This window comes from Bacillus sp. KNSH39, from assembly GCF_052656585.1.
The window spans coordinates 1,769,320-1,793,953 of sequence record NZ_JBQXYO010000001.1; the positions used below are offsets into that span (position 1 = coordinate 1,769,320).

General features: G+C 37.3%; 26 protein-coding genes, 1 pseudogene, 1 riboswitch and 1 other annotated feature. Of the genes and pseudogenes, 10 read left to right on the top strand and 17 right to left on the bottom strand.

Annotation, left to right across the window (positions count from 1 at the left end; translation table 11 throughout):
- The first annotated feature begins 55 nt into the window (after positions 1–55).
- A complete protein-coding gene (locus ACUL40_RS08935) occupies positions 56–415 on the top strand; it encodes a DUF3796 domain-containing protein (RefSeq protein ID WP_000859213.1) in 360 nt (119 codons plus the stop codon).
- A complete protein-coding gene (locus ACUL40_RS08940; protein WP_000896308.1) occupies positions 403–606 on the top strand; it encodes a helix-turn-helix transcriptional regulator in 204 nt (67 codons plus the stop codon). Before ACUL40_RS08935 ends, ACUL40_RS08940 begins: the two co-directional genes overlap by 13 nt.
- Before the next feature lie 47 nt (positions 607–653).
- Here ACUL40_RS08940 and ACUL40_RS08945 read toward each other — a convergent pair whose 3' ends face one another.
- The 6 genes from ACUL40_RS08945 to ACUL40_RS08970 form a co-directional block, all read right to left on the bottom strand.
- A complete protein-coding gene (locus ACUL40_RS08945) occupies positions 654–1,619 on the bottom strand; it encodes a tubby C-terminal domain-like protein (RefSeq protein WP_016124940.1) in 966 nt (321 codons plus the stop codon).
- Positions 1,620–1,948: 329 nt separating this feature from the next.
- Positions 1,949–2,659: a YjjG family noncanonical pyrimidine nucleotidase gene (locus ACUL40_RS08950; protein WP_000875906.1), complete on the bottom strand. Its 711-nt coding sequence runs from the start codon at positions 2,657–2,659 to the stop codon at positions 1,949–1,951.
- A 106-nt stretch (positions 2,660–2,765) separates the two neighbouring features.
- Positions 2,766–3,224, bottom strand: a complete 459-nt coding sequence (locus tag ACUL40_RS08955; RefSeq protein ID WP_063220412.1) for a DUF2262 domain-containing protein — start codon at positions 3,222–3,224, stop codon at positions 2,766–2,768.
- A 260-nt stretch (positions 3,225–3,484) separates the two neighbouring features.
- Complete coding sequence (locus ACUL40_RS08960) at positions 3,485–4,504, bottom strand: tyrosine-protein phosphatase (protein WP_445422822.1); 1,020 nt, start codon at positions 4,502–4,504, stop codon at positions 3,485–3,487.
- Between the two features lie 89 nt (positions 4,505–4,593).
- Positions 4,594–5,433, bottom strand: a complete 840-nt coding sequence (locus ACUL40_RS08965) for a hypothetical protein (protein WP_445422821.1) — start codon at positions 5,431–5,433, stop codon at positions 4,594–4,596.
- Between the two features lie 51 nt (positions 5,434–5,484).
- Positions 5,485–6,207, bottom strand: coding sequence for a GNAT family N-acetyltransferase (locus ACUL40_RS08970; protein ID WP_445422820.1), 723 nt, complete (start codon positions 6,205–6,207; stop codon positions 5,485–5,487).
- A gap of 123 nt (positions 6,208–6,330) precedes the next feature.
- Here ACUL40_RS08970 and ACUL40_RS08975 point away from each other — a divergent pair, with 123 nt between their 5' ends.
- Both ACUL40_RS08975 and ACUL40_RS08980 read left to right on the top strand, forming a co-directional pair.
- Entirely contained in the window at positions 6,331–7,170 is an 840-nt protein-coding gene (locus ACUL40_RS08975; protein WP_000355451.1) for a DUF2785 domain-containing protein, read from the top strand.
- 17 nt (positions 7,171–7,187) lie between these two features.
- Positions 7,188–7,634: an NUDIX hydrolase gene (locus ACUL40_RS08980; RefSeq protein ID WP_000540452.1), complete on the top strand. Its 447-nt coding sequence runs from the start codon at positions 7,188–7,190 to the stop codon at positions 7,632–7,634.
- Between the two features lie 8 nt (positions 7,635–7,642).
- Here the strand turns inward: ACUL40_RS08980 and ACUL40_RS08985 are convergent, their stop codons facing one another.
- Positions 7,643–8,641 carry a tryptophan--tRNA ligase gene (locus ACUL40_RS08985; protein ID WP_001290901.1) on the bottom strand — a complete coding sequence of 333 codons (999 nt, stop codon included), beginning with the start codon at positions 8,639–8,641 and terminating at the stop codon, positions 7,643–7,645.
- A 44-nt stretch (positions 8,642–8,685) separates the two neighbouring features.
- Positions 8,686–8,893 (bottom strand) — a binding site (T-box leader).
- A 138-nt stretch (positions 8,894–9,031) separates the two neighbouring features.
- Between ACUL40_RS08985 and ACUL40_RS08990 the strand changes: the two genes are divergently transcribed.
- A complete protein-coding gene (locus ACUL40_RS08990) occupies positions 9,032–10,189 on the top strand; it encodes a 1-deoxy-D-xylulose-5-phosphate reductoisomerase (protein WP_000241787.1) in 1,158 nt (385 codons plus the stop codon).
- A 29-nt stretch (positions 10,190–10,218) separates the two neighbouring features.
- On the opposite strand, the gene ACUL40_RS08995 is transcribed toward ACUL40_RS08990, so the two are convergent.
- Both ACUL40_RS08995 and ACUL40_RS09000 read right to left on the bottom strand, forming a co-directional pair.
- Entirely contained in the window at positions 10,219–11,340 is a 1,122-nt protein-coding gene (locus ACUL40_RS08995) for an AI-2E family transporter (protein ID WP_074047506.1), read from the bottom strand.
- Between the two features lie 63 nt (positions 11,341–11,403).
- Positions 11,404–11,652: a GlsB/YeaQ/YmgE family stress response membrane protein gene (locus ACUL40_RS09000; RefSeq protein WP_000539732.1), complete on the bottom strand. Its 249-nt coding sequence runs from the start codon at positions 11,650–11,652 to the stop codon at positions 11,404–11,406.
- Between the two features lie 209 nt (positions 11,653–11,861).
- Between ACUL40_RS09000 and ACUL40_RS09005 the strand changes: the two genes are divergently transcribed.
- Positions 11,862–12,323 carry a GNAT family N-acetyltransferase gene (locus ACUL40_RS09005; protein ID WP_000601230.1) on the top strand — a complete coding sequence of 154 codons (462 nt, stop codon included), beginning with the start codon at positions 11,862–11,864 and terminating at the stop codon, positions 12,321–12,323.
- A gap of 38 nt (positions 12,324–12,361) precedes the next feature.
- Positions 12,362–12,504: riboswitch (cyclic di-AMP (ydaO/yuaA leader) on the top strand.
- Positions 12,505–12,600: 96 nt separating this feature from the next.
- Positions 12,601–12,744 (top strand): hypothetical protein, encoded by a 144-nt coding sequence (locus ACUL40_RS09010; RefSeq protein WP_000945243.1) that lies wholly within the window; start codon positions 12,601–12,603, stop codon positions 12,742–12,744.
- A 73-nt stretch (positions 12,745–12,817) separates the two neighbouring features.
- Here the strand turns inward: ACUL40_RS09010 and ACUL40_RS09015 are convergent, their stop codons facing one another.
- From ACUL40_RS09015 to ACUL40_RS09030, 4 genes and pseudogenes are all read right to left on the bottom strand, one after another.
- On the bottom strand, positions 12,818–15,331 hold the full coding sequence (locus ACUL40_RS09015; protein ID WP_050292785.1) for a BC_3345 family exosporium-associated protein: 2,514 nt from the start codon (positions 15,329–15,331) through the stop codon (positions 12,818–12,820).
- 22 nt (positions 15,332–15,353) lie between these two features.
- Entirely contained in the window at positions 15,354–17,861 is a 2,508-nt protein-coding gene (locus ACUL40_RS09020) for a collagen-like protein (RefSeq protein WP_445422819.1), read from the bottom strand.
- Between the two features lie 146 nt (positions 17,862–18,007).
- Positions 18,008–18,136, bottom strand: a pseudogene (locus ACUL40_RS09025) (ubiquinone biosynthesis protein UbiE); the annotation flags it as partial.
- Positions 18,137–18,178: 42 nt separating this feature from the next.
- Positions 18,179–19,093: a tetratricopeptide repeat protein gene (locus tag ACUL40_RS09030; protein WP_063220402.1), complete on the bottom strand. Its 915-nt coding sequence runs from the start codon at positions 19,091–19,093 to the stop codon at positions 18,179–18,181.
- 279 nt (positions 19,094–19,372) lie between these two features.
- Between ACUL40_RS09030 and ACUL40_RS09035 the strand changes: the two genes are divergently transcribed.
- A complete protein-coding gene (locus tag ACUL40_RS09035; protein ID WP_002041528.1) occupies positions 19,373–19,768 on the top strand; it encodes a hypothetical protein in 396 nt (131 codons plus the stop codon).
- Positions 19,769–19,844: 76 nt separating this feature from the next.
- The gene (locus ACUL40_RS09040; protein WP_000747696.1) at positions 19,845–20,084 is read left to right on the top strand and encodes a DUF3923 family protein; all 240 of its coding nucleotides are present in this window, start codon (positions 19,845–19,847) and stop codon (positions 20,082–20,084) included.
- A gap of 122 nt (positions 20,085–20,206) precedes the next feature.
- Here the strand turns inward: ACUL40_RS09040 and ACUL40_RS09045 are convergent, their stop codons facing one another.
- The 4 genes from ACUL40_RS09045 to ACUL40_RS09060 form a co-directional block, all read right to left on the bottom strand.
- Positions 20,207–20,755 (bottom strand): DUF2179 domain-containing protein, encoded by a 549-nt coding sequence (locus ACUL40_RS09045; protein ID WP_000938438.1) that lies wholly within the window; start codon positions 20,753–20,755, stop codon positions 20,207–20,209.
- 198 nt (positions 20,756–20,953) lie between these two features.
- Complete coding sequence (locus tag ACUL40_RS09050; protein WP_000613875.1) at positions 20,954–21,367, bottom strand: ATP synthase subunit I; 414 nt, start codon at positions 21,365–21,367, stop codon at positions 20,954–20,956.
- A 52-nt stretch (positions 21,368–21,419) separates the two neighbouring features.
- Entirely contained in the window at positions 21,420–22,748 is a 1,329-nt protein-coding gene (locus ACUL40_RS09055) for a hemolysin family protein (protein ID WP_000402258.1), read from the bottom strand.
- 119 nt (positions 22,749–22,867) lie between these two features.
- Positions 22,868–23,275 (bottom strand): MerR family transcriptional regulator, encoded by a 408-nt coding sequence (locus ACUL40_RS09060; RefSeq protein WP_000285639.1) that lies wholly within the window; start codon positions 23,273–23,275, stop codon positions 22,868–22,870.
- Positions 23,276–23,734: 459 nt separating this feature from the next.
- On the opposite strand from ACUL40_RS09060, the gene ACUL40_RS09065 reads away from it, so the two are divergent.
- Entirely contained in the window at positions 23,735–24,619 is an 885-nt protein-coding gene (locus ACUL40_RS09065) for a DMT family transporter (protein WP_326038449.1), read from the top strand.
- Positions 24,620–24,634 lie beyond the last annotated feature (15 nt).

Sequence of the window (24,634 nt, forward strand, 5' to 3'; positions counted from 1 at the left end):
TGATATATTTGTAACATAACGTGACTTATTTCTAACAACGTAAGGAGGACCTATCATGAAAACAACTTGGATAAAATATTTAGGATTTCTCGGTTTCTTCGGTTTCCTCGGATTTTTTTATGAAAAAGGATTGTTTACTATGTTCTGTTTCTTCTCCTTTTTCACATCGTATAGAACAGTTCAACACGATGAACTGTTTGAACAAATTGTCAATAAATCGTGCCGCAATGCATTTATCGTTACGTTACTAACTACCGCAATCATTATGTTTATTGAAATGTTATTTCCAAACCCGGCGCTACAAGAAATTGATATCGCTCTTATTTTCGGCACACTCATTCTTACATTCGGTTTTTCTATGTTCTTTTATGATAAACCTGTTGATGAAATGGAAGATGCACCATGGCGTTCGTAACGAAGATAAAAGAATACCGCGCAAAATTGAACATGACACAAGAAGATTTAGCGAAGAGCGTTAGTGTGCGACGTGAAACAATTAGTCATCTCGAAAAAGGTAAATACAATCCTTCCTTACAACTTGCTCACGATATAGCGAAGGCACTACATAGTACGATTGATGAGATTTTTATTTTTGAGGATAAATAAAAAATACCGTCATTCTTTCCAAGAAGAATGACGGTATTTCTCATTGATTATCCATATAAAACCGCATGAAATACGCCTAATAGTAAGTATTGATCCTCCATGTAATCTCCATCATATGCATTCATCTCGATGTAATACATATCTTCCTCAAGACGAATATTCCAATCTGCAATTACATAGCCCTTTCGTAATAATTTTCCCATTCCAAATGAAGTTTTATGAACAACATATTCTTCTGCCTTATATGTAAAGGTAAATAAGAAATTTGCATCCAATAACTTTCCGTCACATACAAGTATTTCATGCTCTGCATCATGATTATCTTTGTACGTTACTAAAATCTTTCTTTGGCGCTGCCTACTTACATCCTTTGCAATGACGCGAATATTGCCCTTACTATCCTTTATTTCATAAATGATATTACTACCAATTTTCGGAATGAAGTCCAGCACTCTCATCAACGTATTTTTATAATAACCCCGTACTACGCCTACTTGCTCACTTCCATTATAAAACTCTATCGGCGTCGTATCTGCTTTGCTATCACACGGTCGTTTGTAAGAGAGCTGCATCATTCGCTCTCCTCTTAAGTACTGATCAAACGTCACAGGATATTCTATCATGCGCAGTTCTTTATTTAACTCATACAAATAGCGTTGAACACTCTCTATTAATGTTATAGTAGCTATACGCTCTTGAAGTTCAAATTCTTGCCAGCTGGAAAAAACATTCCATTGATTATGATCCTCTTCGTAGAAGAAACTAAGAATTACCTCTTCACGGTCAGCCGTTTCATATTTCATAGGCACGTTCTGCCCATGTTGAACTTGTTCCATCCACTGACCTAAATAAATCCCCAGCTCTGCAACCTTCATACATGATTTTTGAAAAAATACGCTGTCACTCGCGCAAATCGTTACATCTCCTTCGATAAAGCCCTTTGAATAAGCATCATACCGTGGCTCATCCTTCTGCGGGAGATTTTTGTCTAACTCAAATAAAAACGTTAACATCCTTTATTCACCTCTAGTTGTTACACTAATCATACATGACATCGCATCACGCTAGGAAACTATTTATATACGCATATTTAATTCACGCATTATAACACGTGAATGACCTTGTATAGTAGCTCTATTTTTTTGTTCTATATCTTAGTATATGAATTTATATGAGCAATTTTTCAAATATATCTATTGCAACTTACAATATATCAACGATTTTTCAAATATATCTATCACAACTTACAATATATCAACGATTTTTCAAATATATCTATCACAACTTACAATATATCAACGATTTTTTCAATATATCGATTTTTCGACAAATATCAGCACAATTAAAATGAAGCTACCTTTTCTTCCGCCACTTCTACAATTTCTAAAATTTGTAGCAGACTCTCCACTTCATAAGTCGGGTTAACATCTGTCCCGTTTTCTTTCAAACTCGGATTATACCAACACGTATCAATGCCGTAATCTTCTCCGCCTTTCATATCAGAAGTTAACGAATCTCCAACCATTAGTACGCTTGATTTATCAGTAATCCCAAACTTCTCAAATGCATAATCAAAAATCTCACGTGCTGGTTTTTGATGACCAACTTCTTCAGAAATAATAATGTGATCAAAGAAATTACATAAAGGCGAATTTCCGATTCTTGATTGTTGCACCTTCGTATATCCATTCGTAATAATACCTAACTTGCAATCTTGTAGATTTTCACATAATTGTACTGCGCCTTCTATAAGATGTACTTCTTTCCCTAAGTTTTCAAGATATACATCACTAAATTGCTGTGCATCTACGTCTATATTATGAAGTGCAAATAATTGTCTAAATCGATCTACTGCTAATTCACTTAGCGTAATCATTTTATTTTCTAAATCTCTCCATAATCCATTACTAATCTCTTTATAGCTTGCAAGATAATCATTATACCCTGTAGGCATATCAAACTGTACAAACGCATTATGTAATGCATGTCTTTCCGTTTCAGGGAAATCTAATAATGTATCATCTACGTCGAATAATATAACTTTGTATTTCATGATGTTCTCCTCAATTCCTATTTTAAAAGCTTCGTTCTCATTGTTTAAAATTTATTTAATTCTTTTAACTAAAGCACACTTTAATTCAATTTTTATATAACTAAAACTACACCTCTGCGTTTAATAACTTATAATCATTATTAAAATAAGCATGTATCATGTGTCCACCAAATAAATCTCCATCATGATATTCACAGTATATATCATTTTCTCTAATTTCAATTTCATAGAGCGTAATTGCTTTTGCAAATTTTTCTTTCGTTATATCATATTCTCCTGCATCTACAGCATCCCAATTTAAATGTTCATCATTCTCATCATACTCAGGCCAAAAATCATTTTTGTAATTTATCAATTTTTCTGCTATGGCTACTTTAGCCTTTTTATCAAATTCTTCTATACATAAAAAAAGCTTCTCTGCCCTTTTAATCATCTCATTAACATCTACATATTCATTTCTAATATCCAATTGCCAATGTATTTCCCCATTTTTTTGGTGATATGCTTTACATGTCTCATTAAAGGTAAACAATCCTATTAATTCACTTTTTATTGATTTCCCCATCTCCTAATTTCCTTTCTATTATGATAACCCTCCATCAAATACATAGACATTTTCTTGCTTTTTCCCTATAGTTCATTATAGAAATCATTATAAATCACACGACTTTACCGTCACTTAACATAATAACACGATAGTAATATAAGTTTATATATTTCATTATGAGGCGCTTAACCTGCTCTTTATTGAATACACCATTATCTTCTATTTTCAACTACGCTATAAGTAAAAGGAGGCTAATTCGCTCAGCCTCCTTCTCATTATTAATCTTCTAGCAATAACTCTTTCATTTCCTCTAACGACTCTTTCGTAAAGCCAAGGGCCCTTTCAGCGTATGCTTCAACTGATCTGTATTGCTTTTGAATTTCACCAATCGCAGCTTGCAAGTATTCAGCACGTGCTTCAAACATCGCACCTAATATCTCTCTACTCTCATCGTTTTGTAGTTTTGCACCTAAAAAGGCCATCATTTTCTCGTTTAACTTTTCACGGAAACCGTTACTTAGTAAATAATCTTCCATTACTGTTTTTTCTGGTACACCTAGTAAAAGTAGTAATAATGCTGAACCAAATCCAGTACGATCTTTTCCAGCTGTACAGTGGTTTACTAACGGTAAGTTTTCCGGGTTTTGCGCTAAGTTTAAGAAGCTTACGAACGCCTCGTTACCACTTACGAAATCTTGATTCATTTTCACAAGATACTCACCTGGTTTTCCTAACATAGAAAGGTCACCAACTTGGAAAAACTCATTTATATTTAAGTCTTTCGCTAAGTCTTGCATAACTGGTAAGCACACTTGACGAGCACCTGTAATTTCTGGATTCGGCTTATGCTTCACTTCAAAGTCTGTACGGTAATCACAAATTAACTTTAAGCCAGACTTTTGTAAATACGCAATATCCCATTCTGTTAGTCCTGCTAATTCTTCAGAACGGTATAATTTGCCCCATTTCACTTTACGTCCATCTGTCGTTTCATATCCACCCATATCACGGAAGTTAAACGCACCTTGTAATGGCAATCTACGCTCAGCTACTGTCACTGCTTGTCCATTACTTCCTACTAGTCTAAAATATGGACGTTCATTTTCACTCGGTTTTTCAATTGTATATGATAATTCTCCATTTACCGTTGCAAGTAATTCTCCAGTTTCTTCAATATGATCTGGTGAAGTACTCCAATAAATACGAACTTCTTCTATATTATTTTCCCACTTTATTTGTAACGTATTATCTTCAATTCTTTCTACAGTTGCTTGTAGCCAATTTCTTTGCTGCTCCATTCTTTCACCAACGCTTTCTCTTATAATTGAATCTTACCCTATTGTATTATGGGAATATCCATTTTGTCGTTCTCATTTTTCTTTTTATCTTACAAACAGGCGAAAAGTTCTTTTACTTGTTCAAAATTTGTACATGGATTACCGCGAAATACGTATGCGATTTGTTCATTACCTAAATCTTCGTATACAACTGTTCCGCGATTAGGGTGCGAATAAAACTCTAACCCGTTTATAATTTGTTTTGGACCATAGTTCATTGTCCATGAAGAAATAGGATAATACGCTTTGTTTTTATGTCTACAAACCCAAAGTGCATATAGTTTATTAACTTCGTCCCAATATACATACTGCATTTCGTCATTTCCGAAACCGACCGATTCAAGTTTCCAATTTAGTTTTTCATGAATTAACAAATTTACATAGGATACGTCATCTGGAGCATTCCACTCTCTACATCTTCCTATCTCACCCATTTCACTTCTCTTCGCTTGAAAGCTTAATAAGTGAAATGATGTATGTAATATCGTTTTCCCAAGCTCCATATTTACTGGTTGTAATTCAAATAGAAATCGTTCCATTTCGTCTTGGTTTACATATCCATGATCAACAGAAATTTCAACTTGTGTTTTCCATATAGATGTAACGTAACTTTCTTTTCCTTTATAATTTATACCTTTCCAATACACAAGCCCTTTATATTGAAAACAATCTCCTTTTGCTTGAGAAATACAGCTATCCGGAAATACTGGTTCCATTATATCGAGAAAAAATTCCTTTACTCGAAACATCCCAGTTGGAGTAACAACCTGAAACCAAAAAGTTCCCCACTTTTCACCTTCATAACGTTCTGAAACTTTTTCAACATTCCAGCCTTCTAACAATACATTTGGATACAATAACACGAATGAATGCACGGATTGCTTTAACATATATAGTCCCCTCCCGCTATACGAGTTCGAGAGTATACATCATTCATCCTCCTAAAACTTTCTCACATATCTCTCAGTTGAACTAAACAACTGACATCCGTTCTTTTCAAAAACATCCTTCATCCACTCATTTTGTATATTTGTCTCACCAATATAATAAGATGCACCTATTTCCTTTAAGACAAACATCGCACCTGCAAATAACGCAGCTTCATATCCCTTATTACGCATATTTGGAGTAACTGCGAAGTACATAAGTTTCCCTTCTTCTAACGCACCTCTTTCAATATGTGGAATTACAATTCCTATCGGCTCTTCACCTACACTCGCTATTAAACAATGTTCTTTCCACTGCTCACCAATTTCTTCTAGCATCATATGCACAAATTGATCATGAGCGACTGGTTCTCCCGTCGCTTCATTCCACAGTGAATAAAAAGCCTCTTCTCCAACTTCTTCAATAAGCTTAAAATCAATTTCACTTTCTACATCTTCTACTTCGTATATATCTTTAAATACAATCATGTTTTCCGTAACATATTCAAATGAATACGTTTCAAAACATTTTTTATACACATCATAATTTGGACTTTTTGAAGAGATTTCAAAATGTAGTTTTTCTAATCCATCTTTTTTAGCTTCAGCAACGCAATATTGCATCATTTCCTCTAATTGCTCTTCTGTAAAAATCTCTGCATTATTTTCTTTTATCATAATAGAAGAAGCACTTCTTCTTATTTTAAAATGTTTTTCTAACTGTTCTATCGTCGTCATATTCTTCCCTCATCTATATCATACTCGAATTTCTAATCGTTCTCCTTGCATGAGCAGGATTGTCCTTGAATATATAGAATACTAGAAAAGATCGCATCTTTAAAGTGCGGAGGAGGTTCTCCATTGGATATTACAGCATTGCAACAACAGTTAGAGCTTATACAACAAAATGACTACACGCAACTGCAACATATAGACGTAAATGAGTTAACTTTGAACATGCTTCAGTATATCGGAACGACTGATAGCTACGTTCGTTACCAACTTATATATAAATGTTTTGCGCATTTCATTCATCATGAATTCCTTATGGACGATCAGCTGAAATTACTTCTGCAAACTTGTTTAAGTGATGAGTATTTATATTGTGACATTTACTCCCCACATACAGATGGGGTTTTCACACGTTCTTACACTGTTTCGTTAATTGCGTTAATACTCCAATTCGCTAATTCGCACTACTTTTGTACAGAGGAGGATATCGAAGAAATAAAAAATAAACTCATTACATACACAAACTTAGAAACGGATTTTCGGGGCTATATTGAAAATAAAGGATGGGCTCATTGTCTTGCTCATGTATCTGATGCCTTTACTGAAATTGTTCATAATACGTATACAACTTTTGAATGGTACGAAGAATTAATTCATTGTTTATTAAATAAAATCTTTATTCCATCTGACCTTTTTCATAATAACGAAGATGAACGCATTGTTACTCCATTACTAGCAATGCTGTATCATGATTTTCCTCAGAACGATTTAATTTCTATTATTCATAAAAAAATAAAAAGGCTTCCTCAAATTAGAAAACGCCTTTCGCTTAATGAGTATTGTATTTTATGTGCCAATATTAAAACCTTTTTACGCACATTATTTTTCAGAACGAAAGATGACCATAACTTAGCCTTTACAGCACGTAAAACAGAAAGAATGTTAAAAGAACTTCCTAACTATTATTAAATACAAGGAGCAATGACATGGGTTATATTGAAGATATGAGAAATCTAGTAGGAAATCATCCACTTATTCTAATAGGATCACACGCCATTATATTAAATGAAAAAGATGAAGCATTGCTGCAGCTCCGTACAGATTTTAACCGCTGGGGCATTATTGGCGGTGCCTTAGAATATAACGAAACATTAGAAGATGCTTTAAAACGAGAAGTGTTTGAAGAAACTGGACTTATTATTAAAAATCCAGAACTATTCCGTACATACTCAGGACCAGATTTCTTTCAAATCTATCCAAATGGCGATCAAGTACACGGTGTACTCGTTGTTTATATTTGCCGAGAATTTTATGGGGAGCTTGTATGCGATCAAAGTGAATCAAAAGAACTACGCTTCTTTTCACTTGATGAATTACCTAATAATCTTCCTCCTGTTATCGAGAAGATTATTACAGATTATCTAAAAAAATAAGGGAACGCTTAACGTTCCCTCTCAAATCCAATCCGTTTTTTAATTTCCGCTAAATTTACCTTCGCAATAGCGCGTGCCTTCTCAGCACCGTTTTCTAATGCTTCATATAATAAATCCGGCTCATTCATATACATTGCGTACTTTTCACGAGGTCCAGCTAACTCACGATCTACAACGCGAAACAACTCTTTTTTCACATCGCCCCATCCGATTCCAGTCTCATATTTTTCACGTAATGACTGTACTTCGTCTTCTGTCGCAAACTCTTTATATATCATAAATAATGTTTCTAATTCTTTCGGTTCATTTGGAAGTGAAGAGTCTGTTTTGATTTTAAATATTAACTTTCGAAGTTTTTCTTGCTCTGCAAATAATGGGATTACATTTCCGTAACTTTTACTCATCTTCCTTCCATCAAGACCAGGTAAAATAGCTCCTTCTTCTTGCACTACATACTCCGGTAGTGTAAATGTCGTGCCAAATGTATGATTAAAATACGTCGCAATATCACGCGCAATTTCAATATGCTGAATTTGGTCTTTTCCAACTGGTACATGAGTAGCTTGAAATAATAATATGTCAGCTGCCATTAAAATCGGGTACGTGTATAACCCCATATTCACTCCCGCATCGACCTCTAACCCTGCTTCTTTATTTTGCTCCACCTTCGCTTTATACGCATGAGCACGGTTCATAAGACCTTTCGGAGTTAGGCAAGCTAAAATCCAAGCTAATTCTAGAATTTCCGGTACTTCTGTTTGCCGATAAAAAACAACATCTTCACCAAGTCCAAGCGATAACCAAGTAGCTGCTACCTCTTTCGTATAACTGCTGAACTTTTCTGAATCATGCACAGCATTTAATGCATGATAATCAGCTATAAAGTACAATGCTCTTCCTTCATTATTCTTTGACATTTGTAATGCAGGTTTAATCGCACCAATATAATTCCCTAAATGCGGATAACCTGTCGGCTTAATTCCTGTTAACATTATTTTTTCACTCACACTAACTCCTCCTTTCTCAAAATAAAAAGAGCCCCTCATCCTTAAAAAAGGACGAGAGACTCCCGCGGTACCACCTTAATTAGCTATCATTAGCTCACTTCATACTTCAATAACGTGAAGTAACCGTCTTTACCTACTCATTTCAGTTAGAAGCTCCAGAGCCCATTCCATATTCATCCCTTACTGATTCTCACCACATATCAGCTCTCTGAAAAGTTTCGAATATGTACTCTTCTCTTTCATTGCTTTTTCGTTATTTTTTACAGTTTATCACATTTCACTTCCAAACAAACCCTAATTTTCTATTTTATATAGCAGGAATTTCCACTTCAATTGTCTAATGTTATATAGGTTTGTTGAAATATTCGAAACAACTTTGGAGGTTTTTTCATGGTAAAATATATATCAATTTTAGGTTCAACAGGATCCATCGGCACATCTGCATTAGATGTCGTTTCAGCTCATCCTGAACATTTTAAAATCGTCGGTTTAACCGCAAATTATAATATCGATCTTCTTGAGCAACAAATCAAAACGTTTCAACCTCGTATTGTAAGCGTTGCGACAAAAGACTTAGCAGACAAGCTTCGTACGCGTATTTCAGCAAATACAAAAATCACACACGGGACTGATGGCTTAATTGCAGTAGCTACTCACCCTGATTCAAATCTTGTATTAAGCTCTGTTGTAGGTGTTTCAGGATTACTTCCAACAATTGAAGCATTAAAAGCGAAGAAAGATATCGCTATTGCTAATAAAGAAACTTTGGTTGCAGCTGGACATATCGTAACTGAACTAGCGAAACAAAACGGATGTCGCTTAATTCCAGTAGATAGTGAGCATTCAGCTATTTTCCAATGTTTAAACGGAGAAAATAATAAAGAGATTGAGAAGTTAATTGTAACAGCTTCCGGTGGTGCTTTCCGTGATAAAACACGTGATGAAATGCAAACATTACAAGCAAAAGATGCTTTAAAGCACCCAAACTGGTTAATGGGCGCAAAACTAACGATTGATTCTGCCACATTAATGAATAAAGGGTTCGAAGTAATGGAAGCGAGATGGCTATTTGATATTCCATATAAAAAAATTAATGTAATGATTCATAAAGAAAGTATCATTCATTCTTTAGTAGAATTTATTGATGGATCAGTTATGGCGCAGCTCGGTGCTCCTGATATGAGAATGCCGATTCAATATGCGTTTCACTATCCTACTCGGCTGCCTTCTTCCTATGAAAAATTAAATTTATTAGAAATCGGTAGTTTACATTTTGAAAAACCAGATTTAGAGAAGTTCCCTTGTCTACAATACGCATATGAATGTGGCAAAATCGGTGGTACTACTCCCGCTGTATTAAATGCAGCAAATGAAATTGCGAATGCGCTATTCTTAAAAAATGAAATTGCCTTTTTCGATATTGAAAAAACAATTTACAAAACAGTTGAAGCTCATCATAACGTAAAAGATCCTTCACTAGATGCTATATTAGAAGCAGATCAATGGGCACGCCAATATGCAAATGAATTGTTAATAAAAAAGCGCTAAAACAGTTCCCACCGTTTTAGCGCTTTTTTTCACGTATTCAACTTAACAAATCTATAACCGTGTGTAACTAACACTTTTAATATCGCATATCCTGGAATGGCCAAAATAATGCCCATAATCCCGAATAAGTTTCCGGCAGTTAAAATGATAAAAATGATAGTAATCGGATGAATATCTAACTTTTTACCCATAACTTGCGGAGAAATAAATTTACCTTCTGCTAATTGTACAACCATCATAACGATAATTACTTTTAACACCATTGCTGGCGAGTCGATAAATGCGATAATTAACGCTGGTGTAATCGCGATAATTGGTCCTACGTACGGAACGATATTTACAATCATCGCTAAAATCGCAAGTAATACCGCATATTTAATACCAATAATAAGATAACCAATTAATAGCATAATACCGATAAATAAGCTGACGATAATTTGACCTCTAATATACGAGCTAATCGCATAATGCATATCATCTAGTATTCTCATTGTTGCTGGTTGTCTTTGCTCTGAAATAAACTTTAAAAAGTGATTCGGCAATTGCTCACCATCTTTTAAAAGATAGAACAATATAAATGGAACCATTACAAATGTCAAAACAACCTCTGTAACAGTACTCAAAAATCCAGTTACATTCCCAGTTACTGATGATAATGACTTTGTAAAATCAACTGTGTATTCTTTTACCATATTCGCAACATTAATATTTAAATTCTCCTGAATTTTACCGAGTAAATTACTTTCCCCGAATCTACGTGCTGCTTGTTCAATCTCATGGCCAAAATACGGTAAGTTATCAATTAATGCATCAATTTGATCTTTAATAATAGGGATAACCGTTACAACTAAAAATACAAATAATCCTAGTACGATTAAATATATGGAAGCTATCGATACGATTCTTGAAACACCTTTCTTTTCTAAAAGCGAAACGAATGGATGCAAAATATAAAATAGCACGCCTGCTAATAGTACTGGGAAGAAAATTGTTTTTAAAAATACGATAAACGGTGTAAAAACAAATGATATTTTTGTTAGCAATAAAATATTAATGAACAATAACGCAAATCCAAGTAATACCGCCAAATAATTTTGTTCTCTAAAAAACTTTCTTAACTTATCTCTTTTTCTTATATTTATTTTCTCCAATGAAACCACCTCTTCGAATGATGAAAAGCCCTTATTCAGGGCTCTTCATCATAATCTATATCTCTATTTCTTTGCAGCTTTCACTACAAATGATACAATAAGAATTAACACGATTGCACCTAATAATGCCGGCACGACATGAATCCCACCAAATGATGGCCCAAAGGATCCAAATAATCTACCACCTAACGAAGCACCTAATAAACCTGCGATAATATTTCCGAACATACCACCTGGGAAATTTTTACCGGTTATAGAACTAGCAATTGCACCTATAATAGCACCAACTATTAATGTGATAATCCATCCCATTTTTAGTCCTCCATTTCTATTATAGTTTGTATGATTCAATACAAACATATGTATTTATCATTGCTAATCATATTTCACTATAGAAATATATTTACTACTATTTTGCATATGGAGATACATATATTATATGCAAAAAAGAAAAATATTGTCAAACTAACCCATAAAGCAATTATATTCATATACCATATTTAAAGGAGGCTTCATTATCTATGATTCTTAAGTTAAATTCCACTTCTTTTGAAGTAGCAACCTCCATTTTACAGGTTCAAATTCCAGCTTATAAAGTTGAAGCAGACTACTTAAATAGTACTGCCATACCTCGTTTATATGATACTGTAAACGATATTCAAAATTGCGTTGAAACATTCTATGGATATTTTTCTGAAAATAAACTTGTCGGTTTTATTTCTTTTGTACAAGAAGAAAAACTAATCGATATCCACAGGTTAGTTGTATCGCCCAATTTTTTCCAAAAAGGAATCGCAACGAAACTCCTAATTTATATATTTAACATGTTTCCCTCTTCAATGGCATACATTGTACAAACAGGTAAAGCGAATACCCCTGCTATTACTTTATATAAAAAACACGGATTCATTACAGTATCAGATACAATACTTCCTGACGGTATGATTCTTACGCAATTAAAAAAGACAGAATACACAAAATAATTTGACTTGTTCGCTCCTTTATGTTATTTTTTACTTTATAAAACCTTTTGCTGAGTCCAAATTTTGGAGCGGGGGAACCATTTTTGTAGCTATGCTACTTGGGGCGAATCTTTTTTAAGTAGGGAAACTCTCACTTCCCGAGTCCGACAGCTAACCTCGTAAGCGTAATGGGAGAGGAAGGTGCTTTTTGCCTATGTTACACATTTTGCCTCCTTAATTATAAATATGGGATCGATATCAAATAGTCACCTATATTTATAGAAAAGGAGAATGTATTATGTTACGTTTATCTGATCACGCAATTAAAATGATGGAGCAAAGACTTCGAATTGAAAAACAACGCACATATCAAGCAAATAAGGTTGTAGATAACTTACATCACAAATACTTCTTTCAGCATATTTTTCAACCGAAAAGATAAAGAAAATGTTTATTTAATATTAAAAAACACAAGGTGTGTCTTACAAAGATATTCCTTGTGTTTTTTATATTCTTTATAAAATTCTCACTACATTTAAGCTTGCTGTAATCGCACCTGCTATAGTAGTCACATGCCCTACACCTAACGGGCCATTTTGTAATATTAATGTTGAATTGGCACTCGTCACATTCACAAGAAGTGTATTTGAAATGGCTGGTTCGATTACTACAGTTGATGTCGTTACGTTTTGTATAAAACTCCCTGTTAGTTGCGTTCCATTTAATAGCAATCTAACAGATACTGTCTCATTCCCACCATTTGCATCCCCTTGAAAATAGTAGCTTACTAAATATATTCCTGGCGTCGTTACTGTGACTGTCGTAGCACTAGTTAAAGATACACCAGTTCCATATACAGTGGATCCAGAATTAATTGGGATGTTGGCATTTGCTGCAATTGTGCTTGTTGATGTAGAAAAGAAATAGCCTCCACCTGTTGATATAGCAGAAGGGCCTGTTGCTCCCGTTAAGCCTGTTGGACCCGTGGCTCCTGTTGGGCCTGTTACTCCCGTTCCCCCTGTTGCTCCAGTTATTCCTTGTATGCCTTGTATTCCGGTCGGTCCAGTTGCACCAGTCACTCCCGTCTGACCTGTTGCTCCCGCCTGACCCGTTACACCTTGTGGACCTTGGATTCCCTGTGGACCTTGTGGACCAGTTGCTCCTGTCGGGCCGGTTGCTCCAGTCGGACCCGTTATCCCCTGTGGACCTTGGATTCCTTGAGGACCTTGTGAGCCCGTTGCTCCTGTCTCGCCGGTTGCTCCAGTTGGACCGGTTGCTCCTTGTGGTCCTTGAATTCCTTGTGGACCTTGAGGACCCGTTGCTCCCGCCTCGCCGGTTGGACCGGTTGGACCGGTTGGACCCGCCTGACCAGTTATTCCTTGTAGACCTTGAGGGCCTGCCTGACCAGTTGGGCCTTGTGGACCTTGCACGCCTTGTATCCCCTGAATTCCTTGGGGGCCGGTTGGACCAATTGGACCTTGGATTCCCTGAATTCCTTGAGGACCCGTTGCACCCGCCTGGCCGGTTGGGCCTTGTGGACCTTGCACACCTTGTATTCCTTGAGGACCAGTTGGGCCTATACTTCCTTGTGGTCCCTGAATACCTTGTATTCCTTGAGGACCAGTTGGACCTGTTATGCCACTCGGACCTTGTATGCCTTGCACTCCTTGAGGACCGGTTGAACCACTCGGACCTTGGATTCCTTGTAGCCCCTGTAAACCAGTTGGACCGGTCGCTCCCCTTACTCCTTGCTCACCTTGTATGCCTTGTATCCCTTGAGGGCCGGTTGGACCGATTGGCCCCTGTGCCCCTTGCACTCCTTGTGGACCAGTCGGACCGGTTGCTCCTACCGGTCCCTGGATTCCTTGTAGACCTTGCGGACCTGTCGGACCGGTTACTCCTTGTATCCCTTGTGGACCTTGAATGCCTTGATCACCCGTTGGACCCGTTGCCCCCATCGGTCCCTGTACTCCTTGCAAACCTGTTACACCAGTTGCTCCGGTCGGTCCCTGGATTCCTTGTACCCCTTGAATTCCAGTCGCTCCTGTTGCTCCGGTCGCTCCTGTTGCCCCTGTTGCTCCAGTCGGACCAGTTGGACCCCCTGGTGATCCTGCTGGACCGGTTGGACCAGTTGGACCTCCTGGTGGACCAGTTGGACCGGTTGCTCCAGTCGGGCCAGTTGCAGAACCTGTCGGACCAGTTATCCCAGTGGCTCCTGTTGGGCCGGTTGGACCTGGATCACCTTGTAAACCGGTTGGACCAGTCGGACCGATTACACCTTGCACTCCTTGTATTCCTTGTATTCCTGTTGGACCTACCTGCCCCATTTCTCCCTGGGGACCTTGTAAACCTTGAACACCAGTTTCCCCTTGTGGACCCATTGGTCCTTGCTCCCCTTGAATTCCTTGAGAACCAGTTGGACCGGTTGGACCAATCGGACCCTGTATTCCTTGTATTCCGGTTACACCTTGTAAACCACTACCTCCTAAATTACCTTGCACACCTTGTATACCAGTATTTCCAGTTGGTCCAGTCGGACCAATTTCCCCTTGCACTCCTTGTATGCCTTGTATTCCTGTTGGGCCGGTTGGACCGATTTCTCCTTGCATTCCTTGTATGCCTTGTATTCCTGTTGGACCGGTCGGACCGATTGGGCCAGGAATTCCTTGTATCCCTTGAATACCAGTTGGACCAGTCGGACCTCTTTCTCCTTGTATTCCTTGAACACCTTGTATTCCCTGTGGGCCTCGTTCTCCCATAGGTCCTTGATTACCTTGAGAACCTTGTGGTCCAGTTAAACCAGTTGGGCCGGTTGGACCATTTTCTCCTTGCACCCCTTGCACTCCTTGTATTCCTTGTGGGCCGGTTGGACCGATTGGACCTTGTACGCCTTGTATTCCTTGCGGTCCAGTTGGGCCACCTAAAGCACCAGTTGGACCGGTTGGACCAGTGGGCCCCGTAATACCTGGCGGTGGAAAAGGAATAGGTGCTTGAAACTTACTACACTTATCTTGATTCTTCACAAGCATCTCCCCCGTTATAACTAACGTATCAAACTATTTTTAATACATTTAAACTAGCTGTTATCACACCAGATAATGTCGTTACATGCCCGATAGCTAACGGACCATTTTGTAAAGACAAAGTTGCATTTGAAGAAGTAACTTCAATGACCATCGTATTCGAAACTGCTGGTTCTAATTTAAAAGTACCTCCTGTAACATAAAAAATAAAACTCCCTGCGACTTGTGTTCCATTTAAAGTAAGCCTCACTGAAATTGTTTCATTTCCGGCCGTTGGATCACCTTGAAAATAATAGCTTACTAAATAAATTCCCGGCGTACTTAACGTTACAGTTGTTGCATTTGTTAAACTGACATCAGAACCAAAAACTGTAGATCCAGAATTAATTGGTATTAACGCATTCGCTGCAATTGTACTCGTTGAAGTAGAAAAGAAATAACCGCCCCCACTAGGTAAACCAGTCGCTCCTGTCGCTCCCGCTATTCCAAAGAAACCTATTGAACCTGCACTACCAGTTGCTCCTGTCGGTCCCACCACGCCACTTGGGCCCTGACTACCTTGTGCTCCAACTGGGCCTATACTACCACTAGCACCTGTCACCCCACTTGCTCCAATTGGGCCTTGCAACCCTTGAATACCTTGTATCCCTTGTATTCCTTGCGGACCCGTTGCACCTGTATTGCCTGTCGTTCCCGTTATTCCTTGTATTCCCGTAATCCCTTGAACTCCTTGCACACCTTGTGGTCCAGTTGCCCCGGTTGCTCCAGTAGCCCCAGTTTCACCCGTTGCACCTGTAATTCCAACATTTCCTTGTGGGCCTTGTGGGCCTTGACTACCTTGCGCCCCTTGGACTCCTTGTGGGCCTGTTATACCGACTTCCCCTGTATTTCCTTGGGGACCTCTAATTCCTTGTGCACCTGTTGGACCGATAATTCCTTGCACACCTTGTATTCCTTGCACTCCTTGCGCTCCTGTTGGACCCGTTATTCCTTGTAATCCTTGAGGACCTTGCAAACCGATAGCTCCAGTCGGTCCTATTATTCCTTGCACTCCTTGAGGACCTTGGGCACCTTGTGTACCTGTCAATCCGGTAGTCCCTTGTATCCCTTGAACACCTTGAGGACCTTGTGTTCCAGCTGCTCCTGTTTCCCCTTGAATTCCTTGTACGCCTTGGATTCCTTGTGCTCCAGCTGGGCCGGTTGCTCCTCGGATTCCTTGTGCTCCTTGAGCTCCTTCCGCTCCTGTAACACCAACTGGACCAGCTATCCCTTGTATTCCCACCATTCCTTGTGCACCTGTTGGACCTATCACACCTTGAATACCTTGAATACCTTTAGGACCTTCTGCACCAGTTGGACCAGTTACTCCCAGCGGACCTTGTATTCCTTGAGAACCTTCTGCACCAGTTGGACCTGTTATACCTTGGTTACCTTGAGGACCTTGTGCTCCTTGTACTCCAACTGCTCCAACTACACCTTGGGCACCTTGCGCTCCCCTTACACCTTGATGACCTGTTGGACCTGTTATACCTTGCACACCTTGCCCTCCAATTGGACCTATCCCTCCGCTTACACCTGTTGAACCGGTCGCACCCGTTGGACCTGTTGGACCTCCTGGTGGACCGGGTGGGCCAGCTGGTCCAGTCACTCCACTAGAAGGGCCAATTGGACCGGTCACTCCCGTCGGACCGCCCGGTGGTCCTTCTGAGCCTTGAGTACCAATACTACCCGTCGCTCCTGTTATACCTCTTATTCCCTTTATCCCTTGAAAACCTGTTGCTCCCGTTATACCTTGTATTCCTTGCACACCTTGTGGTCCTTGTAAACCTATTACACCTGTTATCCCCTTTATTCCACTTATACCTTGGGCACCTTGCATTCCAGTAGAACCAGTTGGACCCACTTCACCTTGTATTCCTTGAGCTCCTTGTGGGCCTTCCTCTCCAGTAATTCCTTGTATACCTTGGAAGCCGTCTTCTCCTTGTATACCAATAGCCCCTTGCTCTCCTTGTATTCCTTGAACACCTTGAGGGCCTTGTGGACCAGTTACACCCGAGACTCCAGTTACGCCTCTTTCTCCCTGCATTCCTTGTGCCCCTGTTTGTCCTCGCTCACCTATTTCCCCTTGTATTCCTTGTATACCTTGTATTCCTTGACTACCAGCAGGACCCGTAGCTCCTTGTATTCCTTCTAATCCTTGTACTCCAATATCACCAATTAGACCTTGGTTTCCGATTAATCCTTGAGCACCTTGGAGACCAGTTGGGCCAGTTATACCTTGCTCTCCTGTATCACCAATAACTCCTTGTATTCCTTGTGCTCCTGTTGTCCCTCGGGGACCTTGTATCCCCCTGATACCTTGAGGACCTTGGGGCCCAGTTGCTCCCGTCGGTCCAGTCACCCCTGTAGGACCAACAGGACCTTCATGCCCTCCAGTTGGACCGATTGGACCACTATTACCTGTCGGACCCGTTGCTCCTATAAGCGGAAGAGGCAGTGCCACTCCAAATTTTTTGCACTTTCTATGATGACGCACAACAATCCCCCTTCCCCAAAATAATTACACCTTTTATATGAAATGCATTTTTATAAGAAAAGTACACCTTTGACCTCATTTTTTTAAAATAAAGAAGCCTATCATTTCATCTATTTGAAACGATAGGCTGCTTTTTATAAAACACTTTACTTTCTCGCCTTAATAATAAAAGTAATTGGCACCATTCTAGCTTTATATAAAGAATAGTATTTCGTAGACATAGACAGGTCAGCTAGTTCTTCATCAAATGAGCTCGATGGTCCAGGCTCTTCTATTAATAAAAAGATTCGACCATCGTATGTGACAGTCGAATCTTTTTATTGTTCATATTCAAGATGATTATGCCTTTTACAACCAAACAAATAGCACCCACCTATAAAATCCGTTTCAAATTCTAACCCTGGAACATATCCAGATTTGATACGTTCTACCATTGTTTTATAACAATTATTCTCTTCTGTATATTCCTCAATTAACTCTTTCTTATCGTTTTCTGTCCAGTTTTCTTCTACTTCTTCATTCTGGACATCTTCTATTTCTGCTGTTTTCGCTTCGATACATTCCCGTATAACTTCATTTATACGGGAGAAATTATTCGTTTTATATAGAGCATACACAAATCTACCAATCCAATTAGGACTTTTCCAGCATTCTTTATATCCCTTTTCGAACCATTCAATTGCTTCTTTATAGCAATTCAACTCAACATATAAATCTGCTACATTAATTTCCCCTAAAAAATTATCAGATTCCCTGTTAAAAGTATCTAACTTCTCTTTTGCTTCTGTCGTTCGTTCTAAATCAATTAAACATTTTACATAGCTATACATGATATAGTCCGAATCCCCTGCAACTCGCAAGAAAAAGTCTGAAGCTTTTTCCAGCTCTCCAAGGTTATAATGCGCTACAGCTACATTATGATATGCTTCATCTGATGGTTGAATCGAAATAGACTTTTGTAATGCTTCTTTCGCTTCTGTCCATTTTTCTTGTTTCATGTAAATGTCCCCTAAGATGTTATAAGGAAAGTATGAAGAAGGATTAAACTTAACAACTTCTCTTATTAATTCAAGAGCTTTATCATCATTCTCTTCCTCATAAAAGTACATCCAAGCCAGATTATTGAGAGATTGTACGTCTCTAGATTCATGTACTGCTTGTTGAAACAGTTCCATTGCTTCCTCATATTTATTTTGTTCAAACATTTCAATTGCCTTCTCATTAATGTTCAAATAACTACCTCCGAAGTAAATGAATTCATCTATTCCCTATCATTATTGTAAAATGTAAAAATTATAATTTCTATAAAAAAATTTCTTTCTCTCGTCTACATTTCGATTGAAATAGAAGCTAAAACATACGAATTTACAAAAATCAGTAAATTTTTCATTCTCCCTTAAATTGGATATACCTCCTGTTTCATTTTACATATTATGGTACAATTAAGAGGGTACTAACTAAACATTTACGCTCCGCACTAGTAATCTAGCAATACAAAAATCAAAAATCACATGGAATTGAGGGATGTTATGAAACAGAAATTAGCTGTTCTTCTATTCACTGGAATCATATTATCAGGATGTTCAACTATAGCAGAGAATTCTTTAGAAAGCGGGAAAGGCAGTATGGAATTATTAACACCAACGATTACAGCAAAAGACAATGAATTAGAAATTAAAACTAAAGGCATTGATGAAAATAAAGTAACTTTTATTTATGTTGCTAATAAAAAAGTGTTGGAACAAAAACTAAAAAATGGTGAATCCTACAAACTTAACATTAAAGATATCGAACACGCTCATAGGACGGACTACAAACCAAAAGTTCAACTTTTACAAACGAAAGACGATGATGATGATGGAGAAATAGTAACCTTCAAACAAGTTAGATATACAGTTAAAAACTGATTTTAAAGTTGTTTCATTATAAATGTAACAAAAGAAAATATACTTTTAACAGTAGATAAATGTAGGGGGTGCTAACATGAAAAAACGATGGATTTCTTGGTGGATTGGTAACCTATTTTGGATTATCGTTTTTGGAATATGGGCCGCTATTATTTGGTTACGAGAGGTTGATGGTGCTGGTGTTATTCAAACACCTGAAATTAAATCAATATCACTTATCGTTTTATTAATCACGTTTATCATACCGGTATTTTTTCAAATTATATGGCTAATCATTAATTTGAGAATGAGTAAAAAACATAATTATACGATTTAGTTTTTTTGAATTAACAGATGAATATTTTTCATAAAAAAAGAGAGGAATCTACATCAAAATAGATTCCTCCCTTTTACATTTAGACTTATACTGCGCTTTTAATGCATCACTATTCCTCTTTTTTACGATGCATGTTCATCTTTCTTCTTCATTAACGCTCTTTTCTTCATCGCCTTCGTTAAATATCCACCCTTAAACGAGCGAATTTCATACGAAGACATAAACGCTTTCGGTGCAATTTCATTAATGATTTCTAAAAGCTCTTTCTCTCTAGAACGCTTTGCGACGATATCTAAGCGATAACGTATAGAATTAATACCTTCGCCTTCAAATACTGTAACGCCAAATCCAGAGTGACGTAACTCATCTACTAATTCATTACAACGGTCTAGTAAACTAACTTGATACGTAATATAACCAATTGCTAATTTATTCTCTATATAACCGCCTAATAACAGTCCCGCACTAAAGCCAATGACATAGGCAACGATGTTCATCCAATTTGATAAATCTTGAAACACAATACCTAAACTGACAATGTAAATAGCTCCTTCTAACAATCCAACACCAGCAGCGGATCTTGTTTGATTCTTTACAAGCAAAATCGTACGGATTGTTAATATTGGAACGTAAATAATTTGAAGCACAAAAATAAGTAGCGCTTGTAACATTGGTATCCACCTCTTTCAAAAAGTCTTTTGTCATAATAACATACATAACCTTTAGAAATCGATGGGTTTTTTAAAATTTTTTTATTATTTTTCATACTATTGAAAAATGCAAAAAAGAAGCGTATTATATTTGTCATTAATTTGATTACTTGTATCATATCGCTAAACTAAAAAAGGAACCCGATTAGGTCCCTTTCATCATAGCTCTATATCTTTCGAAGCATGTTCCCTTTGCTTCTCTTCTTCTTTCACTAATTGCATATTTGCATAAGCTAAATTTGCAATCATTAAAAAGTGACCACCTAAAATACCTGTACCGAATGCCCACATTTCCATTTCATGCTCAATTTCATACATGATGATAGCTCCTAAAATAGCAGCTGCAAATCGGTTTAAAACTCCTAATCCAGGAGCCTTTTCCTTCATTACGATACTTTTCCCGAGTTTCTCCACTCTGCGAGCTAATAACCAAAGACAATAAGCACTTACTGCTAATCCAATACCGAACCCTGTCACTTGTTTTCCAAACGGAGTAATCGTCCACATAAGTAGTAAACCACTAAAGATCACATACAATTGTAATCGATATACACGTAAGGCTTCTTGAATCAAAATATCCGCTCCTAAGTTCTCATTTTTTGTACTTTAGAAGAAAAGCAGCAACTTACACAGTTGCTGCTTTCTCTTCTTCTTGTTCTTGTTCCATCTTACGAATTTCAACACGTTTAATTTGGTAAGCGTCTTTTTCTAACACTTTAAATTCATAACCTTCTGCCTCAACGTGTTGTCCTTCTTCGATTTCATGATTTTGCATCATAATCCATCCACCGATTGTATCCACATCATCTTCTTCGATGTGTAATCCAAATAAATCTTTCACTTCTGAGATAAGCACTTTTCCATCAACAATAATATGTTGCTCGTTCACATGTTGAATTGGCGGTGCTTCATCTTCATCATATTCGTCACGAATTTCGCCGACGATTTCCTCCAAGATATCTTCAAGCGTTACAATTCCGGCTGTTCCTCCGTACTCATCATATAAAACAGCCATCGGAATTCGCTTCTTCTGCATTTGAAGTAATAAATCGTGAATTGGAGTCGTTTCCATCACTTCAATAATCGGACGCATATACGAGCGAATAGATGATAAATCTTTTTGATCCTCGGTCATATATCGAATAAAGAAATCTTTTACGTTGACCATACCGATAATATCATCTTTATCTTCTCCAAAAATCGGATAACGTGTATATCGCTCATTTTGGATTACTTTCATGTGTTCTTCTACTGAATCTTCCAGGTAGAAACCAACGATTTCTGTTCGCGGTACCATAATCTCTTTTGCAATACGATTATCAAATTCAAAAATGTTATTTACATACTTGTATTCAGCTTGATTAATTTCGCCACTTTCATAGCTATCTGAAAGGATAAGACGTAATTCTTCTTCTGTATGAGCTACTTCATGTTCTGAAGCTGGCTTTAAACCAAATAAACCAGTTATCACACGAGCTGAACCGTTCAATACCCAAATAAATGGATACATTACTTTATAGAACATCATTAATGGACCTGCCAATAATAACGTTACCCTTTCAGCCTTTTGAATTGCCATCGTTTTTGGAGCTAATTCTCCTACTACAACGTGTAAATACGTCATAATCATAAAAGCAAGACCAAATGTTAATACTGATGAAATAGAAGGATTTAAGTTCCATTTCTCAAATAACGGGTGTAATAACTTTTCAATTGTCGGTTCACCTAACCAACCTAATCCCATAGCTGTAACTGTAATACCTAATTGACAAGCAGATAAATATTCATCTAAATTTGTTGTTACCTTTTTCGCTGCTAAAGCACCGCGTTTTCCTTCCGCAACAAGCTGATCGATACGGCTTGAACGTATCTTTACAATCGCAAACTCTGCTGCTACGAAAAATCCAGTAAATGCGATTAAAATCGCAACCATGACTAAATTAAATATTTCCAATGAATCCCCTTAGTTAAAAAACTAAGGTGTCCACCTCCTGTATACTATAATGTTTTCTTATTTGTTTGTTAGAAAACATAGCCCGATACAAAAATTAAAGAGGTCGGATTTCACTTATTCTATAATAATAGAGCAAGTGTCTGTATTAAAGCTGTCGTTTGACCTGATAAAGATTTCGATATTTTTTCACGTTGTGAATCAGTCAATTCATCTAAAAGCGGTTTTAACTCAGTAAGCTCCACTTCTAATCGATGAATATGGTCTGTCACTTCATTCACTTGTTTCGAAACGTGTTCATTGATACCGAGCAGCTTCTTCTTCTCCTCGATTTTCTCTTTAATCTCACAAAGCGGCATATGCATTTCTTTGCACTTCTCAATAAATTGTAATGTCTCAAATGCTGTTTCGTCGTAATAGCGATAATTAGATTGAGATCGCTCCGCTTTTAAGATACCTAGATTCGTATAATAATCAATCGTTCGTTTCGACACGTGAGCCATGAGAGCCAACTGTCCGATTCGATACACCTTCCCAACGATCTTCCCCCCTTGTTTATATTACTTACATCATACAATACATAAACTGTACAGTCAAACGTGACGGTTTATTATTCACAATTTATACACAACTTAATATATTTTCTTAAACTTATAGAATATGGTTTTACTTATATAATTAAATTATTAAATTTCATTAATTACGTGCTAGCCAAATATATTTATGAAATCACCTGTTCTTTTCAATTTTTCTTATTTTAGAACATATCGTTCTATTTCTAAAAAATTAACTCAGTACAATAAACTGAAAATTAAGTTATAATATCATTATAAAATTATGAAGGAGGAATGCACTCATGTACTACAACACTTCATTCGAAAACGATCAACCTGTAGGCCGTCTATAAACTAAGACGGGCTTATAACACATACACTATGCCTCGTCTTAGGGAACTCATATTACCCTAAAAATAGACGGAGGTACTTCAAATGAAACAAACAATTTTAGGAGCTATATGCTTATCACTAGCAGCAAGTATATGGGGCGGTATGTATGTTGTTAGCAAATACGTACTCGATTTCATTCCACCACTAACACTCGTTTGGCTACGCTTTATTATCGCTTTTGTTGTTTTATATGGCATTTTGAAACTAGCTGAGAAAAAGCAAAAGAAAAAAGTAACCATTCGCAAAAAAGATTGGCTCCTATTCGCTTGGATTGGATTTATCGGCTATTTCATTTCGATCACATGCCAATTTATCGGAACAAAATTATCCGACGCTCATACAGGCTCGTTAGTTACATCAGCTACACCTGCATTTATGGTTATATTTGCAGCGCTCATTTTGAAAGAAAAACTAACTGCTCGTAGACTTTTATCTACTATAATAGCGACAATCGGTGTCATTATCGTAATCGGATGGGATATTGAAATTGGCTCCTATTTTATTGGAACAATCATTTTAGTTGGAGCCGCTATTACGTGGGCTTTACTATCTATTTATGTAAAAATCGCTTCAATCCAATTTTCATCCTTAGTTATTACAACGTACGCAATTTTCTTTTCACTCTTTTTTATTACACCTTTTATGATATGGGAACTACAAACATCCTCTATCGGAACAGTAAATACGTACGTAATATTAGGCGTATTATACTTAGGAATCGTCTCAACAGCAGGTGCCTTTTTCCTTTGGAATAAAGGATTAGAATTACTGGATGCAAGCATAGGTTCCTTATTTTTCTTCTTCCAACCTATCGTTGGATCGTTACTTGGTTGGCTCTTATTAAATGAAACATTAAATAGTAACTTTTTTATTGGTGGTATTCTTATTATATGTAGCGTTTTAATTACTACTTTTGAAAAGAAATAAAAAGCAGGCAGAGAT